The following is a 16,880-nucleotide window of genomic DNA, read 5'->3' on the forward strand; positions in this document are numbered from 1 at the left end:
ATTAATTGCCAATTAATTATTATGTATTTTTGTAATTGATTATCAATAGCAAATGGTATATAAGGCAATAATATTTGGCGCAAGCGGATTAATAGGTAGCAAGCTGTTGCCTATGCTGCTTCAGCATCCTCAGTATGGTGAAGTGTTGGCTGTGTCACGTAAAGAGCTGCCAGTACAACACGAAAAGCTTAGCCAAGCCATAATTAATTTAAATGATTTGGAGCAATATGCCAGCCTGATAAATGGCCATGCTATATTTTGCTGTTTGGGAACTACTCAAAGCCAAACGCCTGACAGGGATATCTACTATAAAATAGATCATAATTATCCTGTAACAATAGCAAAATTAGCGGCGCATAATCGGGTGGAACATTTTCATTTTATATCAGCAATTGGCGCTAATGATAAATCATCAAATTTTTACTTAAGAACCAAAGGCCAAGCCGAACAAGATTTGAAGCTAAGCGGAATAAACAGCTTGCATATCTATCAGCCTTCATTCTTAAAGGGTAGAAATGACGGTAGTCGTCCGGCAGAGGTTTTTATAAACGGATTAATGAATTTAGTAAATCCGCTGCTTATTGGTGGTTTAAAAAAATACCGTAGTATTAAGTCTGAAACCGTAGCGCAAGCAATGCTCAATCAATCGTTAAATAATAAAACAGGTGTATTTACTTATACCACAGATAAAATAAAGGAATTAGTGTGAGTACGTATCTATCAGCGGAGAACTTAGGACATTCATTTCACGACCATTGGCTGTTTAAACATCAAACTATTGGTATAAATCGTGGTCGGCGTGTGGCTTTGGTTGGTGTTAACGGCGCCGGCAAGTCGACGTTGTTAAAGATACTTTCAGGACAGCTTGCCCCTACTGAAGGCAAAGCCGTTCGCGCGCGTGATTTGCGTGTGGGATATCTGGAGCAGGATCCTAAATTTAAGAACGCGGTTACAATCAGCGATTATATCTTTCATGAAGACAATGTACAGCAACAGTTAATACGCAAGTACGAAGAGTTGCTGGAGAATGATCCTGAAAACAGTGCTGCTCTTGAAAAAGTAATGACAGAACTTAGTGAAGTTGATGCCTGGGAGTATGAATATAAAATTAAAACAATTTTAGGTAGGTTAGATATCCATCAACTTAACCAAAACATTTCTTCTTTATCAGGGGGTCAAAAAAAGCGCTTAGCTCTTGCACGATTACTTATTGAAGACCCGGAAGTATATGTACTGGATGAGCCCACCAATCATTTGGACATTGATACCATAGAATGGCTTGAAAAGCTGCTTACTGAAGGTAATAAAACCATATTAATGGTTACACACGACCGATACTTTCTTGATAACGTTTGTAATGAAATCATTGAGATAGATAACGGCAAAATATATACTTACGCAGGAAACTACGGCTATTTTTTAGAGAAGAAAGCTGATCGTGAAGCCGCTAACGAGGCTCAGTTTCAAAAAAACAGCAATCTGCTTAAGAAAGAACTTGAGTGGATGCGCAGGCAACCGCAGGCACGTGGAACAAAATCACAAGCTCGTATAAATGCCTTTTATGAACTTGAGGACAAAACCAAGAATGCCGGCCCAAAAGCTAAGGTTGAATTAAGTGTTAAAACTGCGCGCCAGGGAAATAAGATAATGGAGCTGGAAAGTGTTGTTAAAGGTTTCAACGGTCGAACATTTATAGATGGGTTCGATTATGTGTTTAAAAAAGGTGACAGAATTGGCCTTGCCGGAAAGAATGGAACCGGTAAGTCTACTCTATTAAATTTGATAACCGGAAATTTACAACCTGATAGCGGCTCTGTTGTAAAAGGCGAGACAACTGTATTAGGTTATTTCCATCAGGCAGGTATTACTTTTAATCAGGAGGAACGGGTAATTGATGTAGTAAAGAATGTAGCTGATTATATTACTATGGCTGATGGTAAAACCATTTCTGCTTCACAGTTGCTTACACTTTTCCTCTTCCCTCCTAAAAAACAGCATGGATTCATTGCAAACCTGAGCGGCGGTGAAAAGAAAAGATTGCAGCTGATGAGTATCCTGATGAAGAATCCAAACTTCCTGATACTGGACGAGCCAACTAACGACCTTGATATAGATACACTAAATGTATTGGAAGAGTTTTTAACGACTTACACAGGTGTATTAATGCTTGTATCGCACGACAGGTACTTACTTGATAAATTAACCGACCAGCTTTTCATCATGGAAGGTAATGGCAGTGTCAGGATATTCAATGGTAATTACTCATCATACCGTTTGGAACAGGAAGAAGAGAAACAACAAGCCAAGCAAAAAGCAGAAGTAAAAACTGAAACAAAACCTGTTGCCAAAAAAAATAAATTAAACTTTAAGGAGTTAAAAGAACTTGAAACCCTTGAAAGCAATATCCAGCAGCTAGAATTAGCTATTAAAACCGCTAACGAAAAATTAAATACATCTGGCATTGAAGCTTCATCTTTAAACCATACACTGCAAGAAATTGATAAGTTAAATGCCGATCTTGAAGAAAAAAGCATGCGCTGGATTGAATTAATTGAACTAAATGAAGGTTAACGTTCCACGTGGAACGTTTTTATTGAGGCATGTTCCACGTGGAACATGAAGAAAGAATGTTTAAGAAATATAACGTTATAGTAGTTGGAGCGGGTCATGCAGGCTGTGAAGCTGCTGCTGCTGCTGCCAACTTAGGATCATCGGTTCTATTGATAACGATGAACATGGGGACTATTGCCCAAATGAGCTGCAACCCGGCAATGGGAGGTGTGGCTAAGGGCCAAATAGTACGTGAAGTTGATGCTATGGGTGGTTATTCTGGTATAATAACCGATAAAACATCTATTCAATTTAGGATGCTTAACCAATCCAAAGGGCCTGCCATGTGGAGCCCTCGTGCGCAAAGCGACAGGATGCGTTTTGCTGAAGAATGGCGCCTTGCACTTGAAAAAACACCTAATGTTGATTTTTGGCAGGACATGGTGAGTTCACTTCTGGTAAAAGGAAATACTGTATATGGTGTTAGAACATCTATTGGAGTAGAAATAGAGGCTGATGCCGTAGTGCTCACCAACGGGACTTTTTTAAATGGGATAATTCATATAGGTGAAAAACGGTTTGGCGGAGGCCGTACAGGTGAGAAAGCAGCTACAGGGCTAACTGAGCAACTAACCGAACTTAGGTTTGAAGCAGGTAGAATGAAAACCGGCACCCCACCCCGCGTAGATGGTCGTAGTTTGAATTATTCCCTAATGGAAGAGCAATGGGGTGACGAAGTACGCGGCCGCTTTTCCTATACTAATGTAGAACAAATACAAGAGCAGCGCTGCTGTTGGATTACTTATACAAACAGCGAGGTACATGAAACGTTAAAGGAAGGCTTTGAAAAATCGCCAATGTTTACCGGACGCATCAAAGGCCTTGGCCCTCGTTACTGCCCATCAATTGAAGATAAGATAAACCGCTTTGCCGAGCGCGAACGTCACCAGATATTTGTAGAACCGGAAGGTTTAAATACGGTAGAGATTTATGTAAATGGCTTCTCTACTTCATTACCAGAGGATGTACAATATCGCGCGCTGACTAAAATACCGGGGTTTGGGAATGCAAAAATGTTCCGTCCGGGTTATGCAATAGAGTATGATTACTTCCCCCCTACGCAGTTGAATCTAACGCTGGAAACGAAATTGATCAGTAACCTTTTCTTTGCCGGCCAAATAAACGGTACCACGGGTTATGAGGAAGCAGCATCGCAAGGTTTTATTGCAGGTATAAACGCGCATCAAAAAGTGCATGATAAGCACGAGCTGATAATGAAACGTTCAGAATCATATATCGGTGTGTTGATTGATGACCTGGTAACTAAAGGTACCGAAGAGCCGTACCGTATGTTTACATCACGTGCTGAACACCGCCTATTACTTCGTCAGGACAATGCCGATATACGCCTAAGCCCTATTGGCCATGAGCTTGGCTTGATCAGTGATGAACGTTTGGCAAAAGTAAATGACAAGATTAAAAATTCGGACGCTATAGTAGCTTACACAAAAAACAAATCAATTGGCCAAAGCGCAGTGAACGGTTTGCTGGAAGAATTAGGTACAAGCACAATTTCACAAAATGTTAAACTATTTAACTTATTGAGCCGTCCTCAGGTTTCGTTTAACGACTTGAAAAAAGCTGATAGTGATTTAGCTGAGTTGCTTAGTAAATATGATATAGAAACAATTGAACAAGCTGAGATCAAAATAAAATATGAAAGTTATTTTGATAAGGAATTAGAGATTGTAGAAAAAATGAAACGAATGGAAGACCGCTCTATCAATCCTGATTTTAATTATAATCAGCTTGTGTCAGTTTCAAAAGAAGCGAGAGAAAAATTGATGAAGATAAAACCACGTACTTTAGGTCAGGCATCTCGCATTTCGGGTGTGTCACCTTCAGATATATCGGTTTTGATGGTGCATCTGACAAGATAAAAACGCAACCTCTTGTAAATCAATAAATTATAAAATATCAAATAAAACGGCTTATTTTTCGTTTTTAATATTAATCTTCATAAAAAATATAAAATAGCTTATAAGCCTTAAAAATGGTCTTAAATCCAAAATCGCCTAAATTCATCTTTTTTTACGTCTTTATTTGTCTGCTTTTTCTGGTTTGGGGATGCGCAAACATGCAAAGGCCACAGGGAGGTCCTCGTGATCTTACTCCTCCCAAACTTTTGCAGGCCAATCCGCCAAACATGACGAGAAATTTCAACGCCAAAAAAATTGAAATGGATTTTGACGAGTTTTTCAAACTGACCAACCAATACCAGGAAATTAGCATCAGCCCTACTCAGGAGAAACTTCCGGAATATAACGTACGCAGAAAAAAACTGGTAATTGAATTTCAGGACTCGCTTGAAAAGAACACTACTTACGTAATAAATTTTGGTAAAGCCATTGCCGACGTGAACGAGGCTAACGCCATGAAAAACTTTACCTATGTGTTTTCAACCGGCCCGCATATTGATTCGTTAAGCATCAGCGGAAATGTGACCAATACGCAAACCTTACAAAAGGAAAAAGATGTTTCGGTACTGTTATTTCCCCTATCAAAAGATTCATTGTTTTATAGTAAGAAGAAACCCTCAATTTTTGCAACAACCGACTCATCAGGTAACTTCAGCCTGAATAACCTGCGTGAAGATAGCTACCGTATTTATGCCATAAAAGAAGCAAGCCCAAATCGTGTATATGACAATGAAGCCGAATTGGTTGCCTTTATAAAAGATACCATCAGGCTTACAAAAGATACCTCAAACATACAGCTAAGATTGTTCCAGCAGGATCCTGAAAACTTCAGATTTGTAGAACGTCGCTTTGATGTCGATGGTAAAATACTTATGGTGTTCAATAAACGTCTGTTTAAACCATCTGTTAAAATTATTAGTCCGGCAGGACTGGATAACCAGAAAATGGTTGAGTTCAGCAAGACGAGAGATACCGCCTATATATTTATGCGGAATATGGACTTTGATTCGGTAAGTGTGGCAGTAAGCGATAATAATAGCCCAATAGATACCACAACGCTTCGCAAAAACCGTAAAGAAAGCTTTCAGAAAGGAATAACATTCAGCTATAATATCAGCAGCGACAATAAGCTAAGGCCATCAAATGACCTATTATTAACACCTTCATTGCCGGTTGAAAGTATAAATCCTGCTATGATAACCTTGAAGGAAGATTCTGCCGTAGTAAGTAATTTTCAGATAGTAAAAGACACATCCTCTGTACGCAGGCTTGTTATGAGATACAGATGGAAACAGGATGTAAGTTATCAGCTTACTTTTGATGAAGGTGCTTTTACTGATATCTATGGTAATAAAAACAAAAAAGCACTCAAGAAATTTACCATAGATAAGCCGGAGAATTATAGTATGTTAACGCTAAAAGTAAGCGTGCCTGATCCAACTAAGCAATATATCGTTGAGATATTTCGTGATGAAAAGAATCTTATACGTACCGATATTATAACCAAAAACTCATCTATTGTATATAACAACTTCCCCACGGCAAAGTACACGGTAAGGGTAATATATGACGCCAACAAAAACGGCAGATGGGACAGCGGTAACGTTCGGCAAATGCGTCAGCCGGAGAATATATGGATATATGATAAGGAAATAACACTAAGGGCGAACTGGGAAGCTGAAGAAGCTATCACCATCCCGAAAGAACCGGTTATTCCTTAAACCAGCTTGAATACATGATATAATTATCAGGCAATTTTTTAAGTAAGGCCCTTTGCTCATTAGTAATGGGCTTTATTTTTTTGGCTGGAGTGCCGGCATATAAATAACCTGACTCACAAATAGTATTTTCAAGAACAACAGAACCTGCAGCAATGATAACGAAGGGCTCAACAACTGCATGATCCATTACAATGGCGCCCATACCTATCAATACGTTGTCGTGAACTGTACAGCCATGCACAATAGCATTATGCCCTACTGATACGCAATTACCAATGTTGGTAGGTGCTTTTACGTAAGTGGCGTGTATAACAGCTCCGTCTTGTATATTGGTATTGTTGCCTATCTTAATATAATGCACATCCCCACGAATAACAGCATTGAACCATACAGAGCAGTTATCACCCATCACAACATCACCAACAATGGTGGCGTTTTCAGCAATAAAGCAATCGTTTCCCCAGGCAGGGCTTTTATCTTTTACAGGCAAAATAACGGGCATCTATTAATAAGTAATGAGTTAGCTAATTGTTGTTTTTATTTCTATGTTTGAGACACCATAAGCGGAAATAGCTCAGTAGGTAGAGCATCAGTTTCCCAAACTGAAGGCCGCGGGTTCGAATCCCGTTTTCCGCTCAACAGTATTTTTATTCATACTCACCATTTAAAATTGAAATTGCCACAAGATCAACATCATTCTCAATTTCTTCTCTTGTCGGATTTTTTGCAAGCCTTTCTATCTCTTTTAATATCAAAGGATCATTTGTCGACTTAATAAGAACACACAAAATCCAAAATTTCCACATTACATCATCGGATTTTAAGATGTATAATATTTCGTAAGTAATTCTATGAGCAAAGGGTTCTAATATATCAGCTATACACCTTGCAACCGGCCAATTCATGTCTTGCATCCATTCTAACAAATTTGGAATTATAGGCTTGATCTGCTCGAATGAAAGCTTTTTAAGTTCTTCAACACCGCTTTCATCAAATTTATCCTTCGGTATTAAATTTCTGATATTCATAGTAAAGATATCTAAAATACCGTATCCTGCAACTGTTCAGCATGCTCCGGGTAATCAGTAGTATAATGCAGTCCCCTACTTTCCTTACGCATCATGGCCGATTTTACTACAAGGTACGATACCTGTATTAAATTACGCAACTCGCATAGTTTAACAGATAACTTTGTTTTCTTGTAGAAATCTTCGGTTTCTTCATACAACAAGCCTAGACGACGCATGGCACGTTCAAGCCTGAAATCAGAGCGGACAATACCCACATAATCATTCATCAGCTTCTGCATTTCGCGCAGATTGTGTGTTACCAGGATATCTTCGTTTAATAACTGTACACCCTTTTCATCCCAGTCAGGGATTCCTTCAGGTATATTAGCCGATGCAAATACTTTTACAGCATCTTTATATATACGGTGTGCAAATACCAATGCTTCCAATAACGAATTGGAAGCCAAACGGTTAGCACCATGCAGACCAGTTGATGAACATTCGCCGCATGCATATAAACGCATAATTGACGACCTTCCCTGATGGTCAACCATTACGCCGCCGCACATATAATGGCAAGCCGGCGCAACAGGTATCATATCCCTTGTCATATCAATACCAACTTCTAAACACTTGGCATATATATTAGGAAAATGCTGCAGTATATCCTTCTTGGTACGATGACGAACGTCGAGATAAACAAAGTCTTCACCTGATTTTTTTATCTCTGAGTCGATTGCCCGGGCAACAATATCACGCGGTGCTAATGATCCGCGCTCATCATACTCGTGCATAAATTCTTCACCATTAGTGCGTTTCAAAACACCTCCGAAACCACGTACCGCCTCTGATATCAGGAATGATGGATATTCGCCGGGATTATATAAGGCTGTTGGATGGAACTGGATAAATTCCATATTACGTACTTTTCCCTTGGCACGATAAACCATGGCCACGCCATCACCTGTAGCAATAGTTGGGTTGGTAGTAACCGAGTATATATGCCCTGCACCCCCCGATGCCATTACGGTTACTTTCGATAATATCTTTTCAACCGTGCTTGTTTCAGTATTAAAAGCATATATACCATAACAGGTGATATTTGTTGAAGATTTATCTACAAACTCACCTAAATGGTGCTGTGTTATCAGGTCTACTGCAAAATAATGAGTGAGTATTTCAATATTAGGTTCTTCATGTATCTTTTCGAGCAACGCGCGCTCCATTTCAAAACCGGTGATATCCTTGTAATGTAGTACCCGAAATTCGGAGTGGCCGCCCTCTTTTGCCAGGTCATAAATCCCATCATGCGTCTTGTCGAAATTGGTTCCGTAATCAATAATTTCATTAATTCTTTCCGGACCTTCTTTTACCACGGCTTCCACAACTTCAGGGTCACATAAGCCATCGCCGGCGATAAGGGTGTCTTTTATATGCTTTTCAAACGAATCTTCCTTTTTATCCACAACCACCGCGACACCGCCCTGGGCATACTTAGTGTTCGATTCATCTTCATTAGCCTTTGTAACTATCAGTACCTTACCATGCTTAGCGGCCTTTAGTGCAAAACTCAATCCGGCGATACCTGAACCTATAACAAGGAAATCAACATTTTTAGGCATATATAAAATATAAGTTGTGCAAAAGTAATACTTGTGTTAAGAAGCCGCCTTATAACCTGTTAATTTTATGTAAGTAAATAAATAATAAAAAATAAAGACGTGGATAAGCTGTATTTTTGCGGAAGAAAAACAGAATTTTTAAATGATTTGTTAGACAGTTTCCTGACGAATTCAACAAGTTTGACACATTGAAAATATTAACATAATAACTTGTTAACACAAATGTGAGAAACGTTATCCCATTAATTTTCAGTAAACTAAAAAATATAAATATGGATAAAGTTGTTAGTAAGTTTTGGGAAACAACTTTTAACGTGTTTTGTATCTCAAATTTTTAACATAACTAACACCTTAATAAATTATAGTTTTCTTATACATATAAAAAGAGTTGTTATTAATTGCTTTGTTGAAATGGATATCTTAGAGGAAATAAATGTGAAGGGTTTTGTGGAGGAAGAAATAGATCCGACGCTTGATCTTTTTGAAGAAATTAACCGCTTAAAAAAAGAGAAGAATGCAGTTATACTTGCCCACTATTATCAGGACGGTGATATACAGGATATTGCCGACTACATTGGCGACAGTCTTGGCCTGTCGCAACAGGCAGCTAAAACCGATGCCGATATCATCGTATTCGCGGGAGTGCACTTTATGGCCGAAACAGCCAAAATACTCTCGCCAACAAAAAAGGTTTTATTACCCGATGTAAAAGCAGGTTGCTCGTTAGCCGACAGCTGCCCGCCGCATTTGTTCAGGAAGTTTAAGGAAGCATATCCTGATCACCTGGTCATCACTTACGTGAATTGTACTGCCGAACTTAAAGCGCTAAGCGATATTGTTTGTACCTCGAGCAACGCTGTGCAGATTGTTGAAAGTTTGCCGAAAGATCAGAAGATCATCTTTGGGCCTGATAAAAACCTGGGTGCCTATGTGGCTAAAAAAACCGGCCGCGACCTGGTATTATGGAATGGCGCATGTATGGTACATGAAATTTTCTCGCGTGAGAAGATTACAAAATTGCGGGAACGCCATCCGGGTGCTAAACTGCTTGCACATCCTGAATGTGAGGATGTTATTTTAGAAATGGCCGATTATATAGGGTCAACAACCGGGATATTAAAATACGCTACAAGTCAGCCAGATAAGGAGTTTATAGTAGCAACAGAATCGGGCATATTGCACCAGATGCAAAAAGATAATCCGGAAAAAGTATTTATACCGGCGCCACCAAATAACATGTGTGCTTGCAATGATTGCCCGCACATGAAACGTAATACACTTGAAAAACTTTACTTGTGTATAAAAAATGAACTACCGGAAGTTACCGTACCGGCAGATATTATTGAAAAAGCGGTAAAACCTATTGAAAGGATGCTGGAGATATCAGCACGTTTAGGTCTTTAATTTTCTATAATTTCACTGATTTTAGGATATGATTTCACCGATTATCCTTTTTATAAAATCAGTGAAATCATATTAATAATCGGTGAAATCATAATAATATGTTTGATAATAAGGAAAAAACCAACATACAGGAGTTAGGCGAGTTTGGGCTGATAAAGCATCTTACTCAAAATGTAGAATTAAAGCAACCAACAAGCATAAAAGGTATTGGCGATGACGCCGCGGTACTTGATCCGCAAGGAAAAAAAGTACTGGTATCAACAGACATGCTGCTGGAAGGAATACATTTTGACCTGGCCTATACACCCTTGAAACACTTAGGTTATAAAGCTATACAGGTAAACCTGAGCGATATTTATGCCATGAACGGTGTTGCTACTCAGGTTACCGTTTCTCTGGGACTATCAAGTAAATTTCCGCTTGAGGCTGTTGAAGAATTATACGAAGGCATGTACATCGCCTGCGAAAAATATAATGTAGATATTATTGGCGGCGATACAACCTCATCAAAACAAGGTTTGGTTATCAGTATAACTTCAATTGGTTATGCTGATGAAAATGAAGTAGTGTACCGTAATACTGCTGAAGAAGGTGATCTGATATGTGTTTCGGGCGACTTAGGTGGCGCTTATGTTGGCTTGCAGTTGCTTGAGCGTGAGAAACTGGTTTATCTTGAAAATCCAAATATACAGCCTGACCTGGAAGGTAAGGACTATATTGTTGAACGTCAGTTAAAACCTGAAGCGCGTAAAGATATTGTAGAATTGCTTAAAGAAATTGATGTAAAACCTACGGCGATGATTGATGTATCAGATGGTTTGGCATCTGAAATTCTACATATTTGCAACCAAAGTAATAAAGGTTGTAATCTATACGAAGAAAAAATTCCGCTCGACCCGATGACCTACGAAACTGCGCGTGAATTCAATCTTGACCCTACTGTGTGCGCGTTAAGTGGCGGCGAAGACTACGAGCTGCTTTTCACAGTAAAACAAGCCGACTACGACAATATAAAGTTTAAGATGGACTTCACAATCATCGGGCATATTACCGAAGCTTCTGCCGGCTGTAATTTAATTACAAAAAGCGGCAATGTGCACAAGCTGACGGCACAAGGCTGGAACGCGTTTAAAAACTAAAACCTTATATGAGAAAAACCTTATTACTACTGTTAAGCACAGTGTGTACCTTAAATGTTTATGCTCAAAAATCTGTACTGTTTAAAATGCAGTATAAACCGCAACATACATATACTTCAACCATAAACGTGAATATGAATATGGAAATGAATGTTAAGGCAGATTCGGCAACACTTGCAAAAATTAACGGATCAGGTCAACAGTTTCCTATGATGATGCAAATTAAATCAGATATCGGGACAACTATGAAAATAGGAAAAGGAGCAGAAAATAGTTTGCCGTTAACCATAAGTTACGACAAGCTAATTTCAAATGTTACTCTAAACGGCAAAACAAAGGCTGCCCCTGCAAATCCGATGCTGAATCAAATGATTATAGGTAAAGTACTGAATGGTAAAATGCAGGCTGATTCAATTCCCGGTCAAAGTTTAAGCGGCGAGCAAAAGCAGGCTATAACTTCAATGGTAAATAACATGATGAATCATATAAAATTTCCAGAAAAACCTTTAACTATTGGCGAATCATTTACACAGGAAGTACCAATGAATATGCCCATAGCCGGTATAAATATGGAAATGAAAATAAAAATTTTATATAAACTTATGGCTGTTAAAAATGATAGCTTATTTTGATCTCGACCAAAATTTAGCAGCTAATATTAAAAACCAGGAAATGGTAATGACAATGCAAGGTGGTGGTAATGGTAAGTTGGAATACAGTATTAAAGATTCTTTTTTAAAAAATACTACCAGTAACCTAAAATTTTCTTATGATATGAATATTAAAGAAGTAAATATGATGGGAAAAGCAGATATGGTTACCACATATATGGTAGGCATAAATAAAACAAATTAATTTACTGAGGCATCTTCTTCCCCGATATATTTCTGATCGAGCTGTTTGTTGGCTTTGGCACCCAACTTTTTGATCTTATCAGCAGTTATGGTAAGGTTGCCATTGCCTTCGGTAAGTTTGTTTAAAGCACTTTCATAAGCGGCCTGGCTTTGTTTAATGTTTTTGCCGATATTTTCCATATCGCTTACAAAGCCTACAAATTTATCGTACATGGTACCGCTAAGGCGGGCAATTTCTAATACGTTGCGGTTCTGGCGTTCCTGTTTCCACATGCTCGCAATGGTACGTAATGTAGCCAATAAGGTAGAAGGACTAACAATAACCACACGCTTATCCCAGGCATCGCTGAACAGTTCAGCATCAATTTGTACAGCAAAACTAAATGATGATTCTATAGGAATAAACAGCAGCACAAAGTCAGGCGAATTTATTTGGTAAAGGTCGTGATAGTTTTTAGATGATAAGCCCATCACGTGATTGCGTATAGATTTAACGTGTTCTATAGAAAACAGCTTACGTTCTTCTTCACTCTCACAGTTCACCAATTTTTCATACGCTACCAGCGATACCTTCGAGTCGATTATCAAGTTTTTCTCATCAGGAAGATCTATAATAACATCGGGTTGTAAACGGCTACCATCAGCACCTACTAAACTGGCTTGTATGCGGTATTCACGGTCGCGCACCAAACCTGAGCGTTCAAGAACGCGCTCCAGAATTACCTCACCCCAGTTACCTTGTTTCTTGCTGTCGCCTTTAAGCGCACGGGTAAGATTTTGTGCTTCGTCGCTTATCTGGCGGTTAAGTTCCATCAACTGGGTAATAACACCTTTAAGTTCGTTACGGCCGGCTGCTTCCATATTATAAACCTTGTCAACTTTTTCTTCAAAAGTTTTCAGGTTTTCTTTAAGCGGATTTAAAATATGGTCGAGGTTGTTTTTGTTGACGTCAACAAACTCTTTTGACTTTTCTTTAAGCAGTTTTTCGGCTATATTCTCAAACTCCATTTTAAAACGCTGCTGCAGTTCCTGGATGTATTTTTCCTGCTCACCCAAACGCTCACGCTGTGCCTTAAAAGCCTCTTCAGCCTTGGCCATGCGGTTCTTTTCGGCAAGCAATTCCTGGTTTAAAGTAGTAACTACTGTTTCCAAACGAAGGCGCTCGTCCTGAAGGATACGGTCGGCCTTATCACGTTCACTGGTCAAACCTGCGCAGCGTTCTTCAGCGATAGCTTTTTCCACACGTAAAGCATCAACCTCATTTTTAAGGCGCACCAATTCATCGGTACTTATAGCTTCGGCTTTTGGTTTCTTTATAAATAAAAAAACAGCCAGCAACAGTATTACAATAGAAACAACAACTAAAACTACAGGCACCATTTTGATAAAAATATTAGCAAAACTAACTAATAAAACACAAGAATGGGAAGAAAAGTTATTTTACTTTTTCAATAGTAATACCAGCATCGCTAACGCCCTTCAACGGGTTATCGCGCATGTTTTGTTCTAATTCAAAATGGTATTTACCCTTTGCGGGAAGTTTATAATTGGTAAGCAGTTTAAAACGGTAGCTGTACACATTGCCGGAACCTGCGCCTAACCATTCGCCATCAGGATTTGCAAGCTTAAATTCGTAACGGGTGGCCTGAGGTTTTTTACCATGTTCACCTCGCCTGAAAATGATAAAGATGTTTGAGTATTTATAATCGGCGGTTATGCGCAAATTACAATAGATATTATACAACGAGTTAGGGTCGTCAATCTGCACATCATAAGCCGCCCTGTTTACATAGGCCCAGTTATGGTTAGGTATTTCCTTATTATCATCGATAATTGTATTAGGGTTGGCGCAGCCGCCAAGCAGCAGCGCCAGTATCATTGATAAATAAATACCCGAATATCTCATTATTACTGAGGGGGATTTTGTTGATTGTCCCTGTTTTGCTGATCGCCGCCGTTGTTACGGTTTTGCCCACCGCGGTTTTTATTACGCCTGTGCCTGTCGTTACGGCTGCCGCCTTCCTTCCTTTGTTGTGCAGTTTGCGGCTGTTGTGCCTGAGCATCGCGGCTTATAGCCGGTTTTGACTGTGCTGTTTGCTGTGGCGGCGATGGCTTATTATTAACCGTTGGCTGTGTGCCAGGCTGTCCCTGCTTATTCTTATTACGATTTTTGTTCTTCTTTTTGTTACGGCTGCGTTCGTCAAGACGGGTAAGGCTATCCTGACCAACCACATTCTCATAATCAAATGATTTAACCGGTTTGGCTTCTTCCTGAACTTTTTGAGCCAAATCAGGTGCTAATACACCCTCTTTGTTCATGCGCTGTATTTCTTTAACCTCAACTATTTTAAGCGGTATCCATGATTCTTCGCCGGGATAGCTAAACCACATGATACGTTTAAAAATATCGGTTTTTTGCAGGCGTGCGTCCCCTTTTTCAGTTCTTAAAATATGTACATCGTCCGGAATATATTTCAGGGCGTCCATATACGTATCCAGCTCGTAGTTAAGGCAGCATTTTAATTTACCGCACTGCCCTGCAAGCTTTAGGGTATTTAACGATAGATTTTGATAACGCGCCGCTGCTGTTGAAACCGTTTTAAAATCGGTAAGCCAAGTTGAGCAGCACAGTTCACGTCCGCATGAGCCGATACCGCCAAGGCGGCTGGCTTCCTGGCGCATGCCTATCTGGCGCATTTCAATACGTATCCTAAAAGCCTCGGCCATTTTTTTGATCAGTTCCCTGAAATCAACGCGGCCTTCGGCCGTATAATAAAATGTCGCCTTGGTTTTATCGCCCTGGTAATCCACATCGCTTATCTTCATCGACAGGTTAAGATCCAGCGCCAGTTTGCGCGAGCGATGCATGGTTTCCCACTCCAGATCTTTTGCGGCTTTCCACTTATCTACATCGGCAGGGGTGGCTTTTCGATAGATCTTTTTCACCACATCAGCTTCTTTAACATGGCGCTTTACCATTTGCATCCGCACCAACTCCCCTGTTAACGATACATGACCTATATCAAAACCACCGGTAGTGGTTTCAACAGCCACCAGTTCGCCTGCTTCAAGGTAAACATTGTCGTTATTTTTATAGAACTCTTTACGCGAGCCTTTAAATTTTACTTCGACAATAGAAAAGGGCTTATAATTTGCCGGCATGTCCATGTGCGACAGCCAGTCGTAAACATCTAATTTGCTGCAGCCGTTAGTAAGGCACGAGCCATTACTTTTGCAGCCTGCGGGTGTACAACCACCCGATGAGCAACTTCCGCATCCCATAATTTAATTTGGCATATATTGTGCCCCGTTAGGGGTCGTTTTAAAAAATAGTATTTTAACAATTTGCAAAGATACATCTAAAAATAAAATTTTAGGGTTTGCATTTCTTTCTACATGATAATGAGCCTTTTCCAGCTCGTCGCTTATTGCCTGTGCAAAGTCGAGATTCATTACCTTTATCATTTTTTGCGCGGTTTCCAGTTCGCTTGCCGGTAAGTGAACCAATTCTCCGGCACCAGCCATCAGCAGGCAGCACTCGCGCATAAAGTTTACGCCGTAGCGCAAAAAGTTCTTTTGATTTTCGCGGCCCATGCGCGAAAGCTGCTCAACAAAGCTTACCAGCTCAATTACTTTATTGGTGACGCCCAGACGCAGCCATTGCACAAATAGCGTATGATAGTTGCTGCTATCCTGCCGGGTCATGGCTATGGCTTCGCTTATGTTTCCGTTGCTTAAGTAGGCAATTTCGGCGGCTATGCTTTCCGGCTGACCGTGTTCTGTAAGCAAATAATCTTTTACATCGTCATACCCCGGCGCAGTAATTTTTATGAGCTGTGTACGCGACAGTATGGTATTCAGTATCTGATCCTGATTTTGAGCCACAAGCAAAAACAAGGTGTTGGGCTGTGGCTCTTCAATAATTTTTAACAGCGAGTTACCCTCTTTATCCAAATATTCGGGCAACCAGAGTATCAGTATTTTGTATTGCGATTCAAACGGCTTTAAGCTGAGTTTTTTGATGATTTGATGGCACTCGGCTATGTTGATGTTGGCCTGTTTGTTTTCAGCTTCCAGGTTGTCGCGCCAGTTATCAAGGTTTAAGTACGGATTGGCTAAAAAGGCTTCGCGCCACTGCTCGATAAATGTAATGGCTGTATCATCTTTATGCTTCGCAAAAAAAGGGTATGAAAAATGCAGGTCGGGGTGCATCAGTTTCTGATACTTCCGGCATGACGAGCATACACCACATGAATCGTCGGGCTGTTTATTCTCGCACGACAAATATTGCGCGTAAGCTACAGCAAGCGGCAAACTGCCCGACCCTTCGGGCCCTAAAAACAATTGCGCGTGGCTAACCCGGTTCTCCTGTACCGAAGTAATTAAACGCTGCTTTACCGCGTGTTGCCCCACAATTTGTTTAAACTGCATTGGTGCAAGGTAAGTATTAGATTTTAGATGTGAGATATGAGATTTTAGACAAGTGCCATATATAACGTACTTTTGACAGAAGTTTTTGTGTAGATGTGAGATTTGAGACGAAAATGTTGTTATTTCAGCATCTTATAGATTTCTCATATCTCACATCTCAATACTCATAT

General features: G+C 39.8%; 15 protein-coding genes and 1 tRNA gene. 9 read left to right on the forward strand and 7 right to left on the reverse strand.

The window, feature by feature from the left end; genetic code table 11:
• Positions 1 to 52: 52 nt before the first annotated feature.
• The 4 genes from EOD41_RS04830 (at position 53) to EOD41_RS04845 (ending at position 6,250) form a co-directional block, all read left to right on the forward strand.
• Complete coding sequence (locus tag EOD41_RS04830) at positions 53 to 709, forward strand: NAD(P)H-binding protein (RefSeq protein ID WP_127703670.1); 657 nt, start codon at positions 53 to 55, stop codon at positions 707 to 709.
• Positions 706 to 2,571 (forward strand): ABC-F family ATP-binding cassette domain-containing protein, encoded by a 1,866-nt coding sequence (locus EOD41_RS04835; RefSeq protein ID WP_127703671.1) that lies wholly within the window; start codon positions 706 to 708, stop codon positions 2,569 to 2,571. The genes EOD41_RS04830 and EOD41_RS04835 overlap by 4 nt, the downstream gene beginning before the upstream one ends.
• Before the next feature lie 56 nt (positions 2,572 to 2,627).
• Positions 2,628 to 4,490: a tRNA uridine-5-carboxymethylaminomethyl(34) synthesis enzyme MnmG gene (gene mnmG / locus EOD41_RS04840; RefSeq protein ID WP_127704460.1), complete on the forward strand. Its 1,863-nt coding sequence runs from the start codon at positions 2,628 to 2,630 to the stop codon at positions 4,488 to 4,490.
• A gap of 197 nt (positions 4,491 to 4,687) precedes the next feature.
• Positions 4,688 to 6,250 carry an Ig-like domain-containing protein gene (locus EOD41_RS04845; protein WP_164849886.1) on the forward strand — a complete coding sequence of 521 codons (1,563 nt, stop codon included), beginning with the start codon at positions 4,688 to 4,690 and terminating at the stop codon, positions 6,248 to 6,250.
• Here EOD41_RS04845 and EOD41_RS04850 read toward each other — a convergent pair.
• A complete protein-coding gene (locus tag EOD41_RS04850; protein WP_127703673.1) occupies positions 6,240 to 6,752 on the reverse strand; it encodes a gamma carbonic anhydrase family protein in 513 nt (170 codons plus the stop codon). The two genes, EOD41_RS04845 and EOD41_RS04850, sit on opposite strands and share 11 nt — an antisense overlap.
• 61 nt (positions 6,753 to 6,813) lie before the next feature.
• Between EOD41_RS04850 and EOD41_RS04855 the strand changes: the two genes are divergently transcribed.
• Positions 6,814 to 6,886: transfer RNA gene (locus EOD41_RS04855), tRNA-Gly, on the forward strand.
• Between the two features lie 11 nt (positions 6,887 to 6,897).
• Here EOD41_RS04855 and EOD41_RS04860 read toward each other — a convergent pair.
• Positions 6,898 to 7,278 carry a DUF5071 domain-containing protein gene (locus tag EOD41_RS04860; protein ID WP_127703674.1) on the reverse strand — a complete coding sequence of 127 codons (381 nt, stop codon included), beginning with the start codon at positions 7,276 to 7,278 and terminating at the stop codon, positions 6,898 to 6,900.
• Positions 7,279 to 7,289: 11 nt separating this feature from the next.
• Positions 7,290 to 8,882 (reverse strand): L-aspartate oxidase, encoded by a 1,593-nt coding sequence (gene nadB / locus EOD41_RS04865; RefSeq protein WP_127703675.1) that lies wholly within the window; start codon positions 8,880 to 8,882, stop codon positions 7,290 to 7,292.
• A 411-nt stretch (positions 8,883 to 9,293) separates the two neighbouring features.
• Here nadB and nadA point away from each other — a divergent pair, with 411 nt between their 5' ends.
• The 4 genes from nadA (at position 9,294) to EOD41_RS04885 (ending at position 12,280) form a co-directional block, all read left to right on the forward strand.
• A complete protein-coding gene (gene nadA, locus EOD41_RS04870) occupies positions 9,294 to 10,286 on the forward strand; it encodes a quinolinate synthase NadA (RefSeq protein ID WP_127703676.1) in 993 nt (330 codons plus the stop codon).
• Between the two features lie 98 nt (positions 10,287 to 10,384).
• On the forward strand, positions 10,385 to 11,425 hold the full coding sequence (gene thiL, locus EOD41_RS04875; RefSeq protein ID WP_127703677.1) for a thiamine-phosphate kinase: 1,041 nt from the start codon (positions 10,385 to 10,387) through the stop codon (positions 11,423 to 11,425).
• Between the two features lie 8 nt (positions 11,426 to 11,433).
• On the forward strand, positions 11,434 to 12,057 hold the full coding sequence (locus EOD41_RS04880) for a hypothetical protein (protein WP_127703678.1): 624 nt from the start codon (positions 11,434 to 11,436) through the stop codon (positions 12,055 to 12,057).
• Entirely contained in the window at positions 12,041 to 12,280 is a 240-nt protein-coding gene (locus EOD41_RS04885; RefSeq protein ID WP_127703679.1) for a hypothetical protein, read from the forward strand. The genes EOD41_RS04880 and EOD41_RS04885 overlap by 17 nt, the downstream gene beginning before the upstream one ends.
• Here EOD41_RS04885 and rmuC read toward each other — a convergent pair.
• The 4 genes from rmuC to EOD41_RS04905 are packed head-to-tail and all read right to left on the reverse strand — an operon-like array spanning position 12,277 to position 16,710.
• On the reverse strand, positions 12,277 to 13,659 hold the full coding sequence (gene rmuC, locus EOD41_RS04890; RefSeq protein ID WP_127703680.1) for a DNA recombination protein RmuC: 1,383 nt from the start codon (positions 13,657 to 13,659) through the stop codon (positions 12,277 to 12,279). The genes EOD41_RS04885 and rmuC overlap by 4 nt on opposite strands.
• Before the next feature lie 55 nt (positions 13,660 to 13,714).
• Positions 13,715 to 14,185, reverse strand: a complete 471-nt coding sequence (locus EOD41_RS04895) for a gliding motility lipoprotein GldH (RefSeq protein WP_127703681.1) — start codon at positions 14,183 to 14,185, stop codon at positions 13,715 to 13,717.
• A 2-nt stretch (positions 14,186 to 14,187) separates the two neighbouring features.
• Positions 14,188 to 15,561 carry a PSP1 domain-containing protein gene (locus EOD41_RS04900; protein ID WP_127703682.1) on the reverse strand — a complete coding sequence of 458 codons (1,374 nt, stop codon included), beginning with the start codon at positions 15,559 to 15,561 and terminating at the stop codon, positions 14,188 to 14,190.
• A 3-nt stretch (positions 15,562 to 15,564) separates the two neighbouring features.
• Positions 15,565 to 16,710, reverse strand: a complete 1,146-nt coding sequence (locus EOD41_RS04905; RefSeq protein ID WP_127703683.1) for a DNA polymerase III subunit — start codon at positions 16,708 to 16,710, stop codon at positions 15,565 to 15,567.
• Positions 16,711 to 16,880: the final 170 nt, after the last annotated feature.

This window comes from Mucilaginibacter limnophilus (assembly GCF_004005815.1).
In the GTDB taxonomy this organism is placed as follows: Bacteria; Bacteroidota; Bacteroidia; order Sphingobacteriales; family Sphingobacteriaceae; genus Mucilaginibacter; species Mucilaginibacter limnophilus.

What these genes read in the sequence shown, in the direction of transcription:
- rmuC (WP_127703680.1), bottom strand. Translation starts at nt 13,659, where the DNA reads ATGGTGCCTGTAGTTTTAGTTGTTGTTTCTATTGTAATACTGTTGCTG.
- nadA (WP_127703676.1), top strand. Translation starts at nt 9,294, where the DNA reads ATGGATATCTTAGAGGAAATAAATGTGAAGGGTTTTGTGGAGGAAGAA.
- EOD41_RS04845 (WP_164849886.1), top strand. Translation starts at nt 4,688, where the DNA reads ATGCAAAGGCCACAGGGAGGTCCTCGTGATCTTACTCCTCCCAAACTT.
- EOD41_RS04850 (WP_127703673.1), bottom strand. Translation starts at nt 6,752, where the DNA reads ATGCCCGTTATTTTGCCTGTAAAAGATAAAAGCCCTGCCTGGGGAAAC.
- EOD41_RS04905 (WP_127703683.1), bottom strand. Translation starts at nt 16,710, where the DNA reads ATGCAGTTTAAACAAATTGTGGGGCAACACGCGGTAAAGCAGCGTTTA.
- mnmG (WP_127704460.1), top strand. Translation starts at nt 2,628, where the DNA reads ATGTTTAAGAAATATAACGTTATAGTAGTTGGAGCGGGTCATGCAGGC.
- EOD41_RS04880 (WP_127703678.1), top strand. Translation starts at nt 11,434, where the DNA reads ATGAGAAAAACCTTATTACTACTGTTAAGCACAGTGTGTACCTTAAAT.
- nadB (WP_127703675.1), bottom strand. Translation starts at nt 8,882, where the DNA reads ATGCCTAAAAATGTTGATTTCCTTGTTATAGGTTCAGGTATCGCCGGA.
- EOD41_RS04900 (WP_127703682.1), bottom strand. Translation starts at nt 15,561, where the DNA reads ATGGGATGCGGAAGTTGCTCATCGGGTGGTTGTACACCCGCAGGCTGC.
- EOD41_RS04895 (WP_127703681.1), bottom strand. Translation starts at nt 14,185, where the DNA reads ATGAGATATTCGGGTATTTATTTATCAATGATACTGGCGCTGCTGCTT.
- EOD41_RS04860 (WP_127703674.1), bottom strand. Translation starts at nt 7,278, where the DNA reads ATGAATATCAGAAATTTAATACCGAAGGATAAATTTGATGAAAGCGGT.
- EOD41_RS04830 (WP_127703670.1), top strand. Translation starts at nt 53, where the DNA reads ATGGTATATAAGGCAATAATATTTGGCGCAAGCGGATTAATAGGTAGC.
- EOD41_RS04885 (WP_127703679.1), top strand. Translation starts at nt 12,041, where the DNA reads ATGATAGCTTATTTTGATCTCGACCAAAATTTAGCAGCTAATATTAAA.
- thiL (WP_127703677.1), top strand. Translation starts at nt 10,385, where the DNA reads ATGTTTGATAATAAGGAAAAAACCAACATACAGGAGTTAGGCGAGTTT.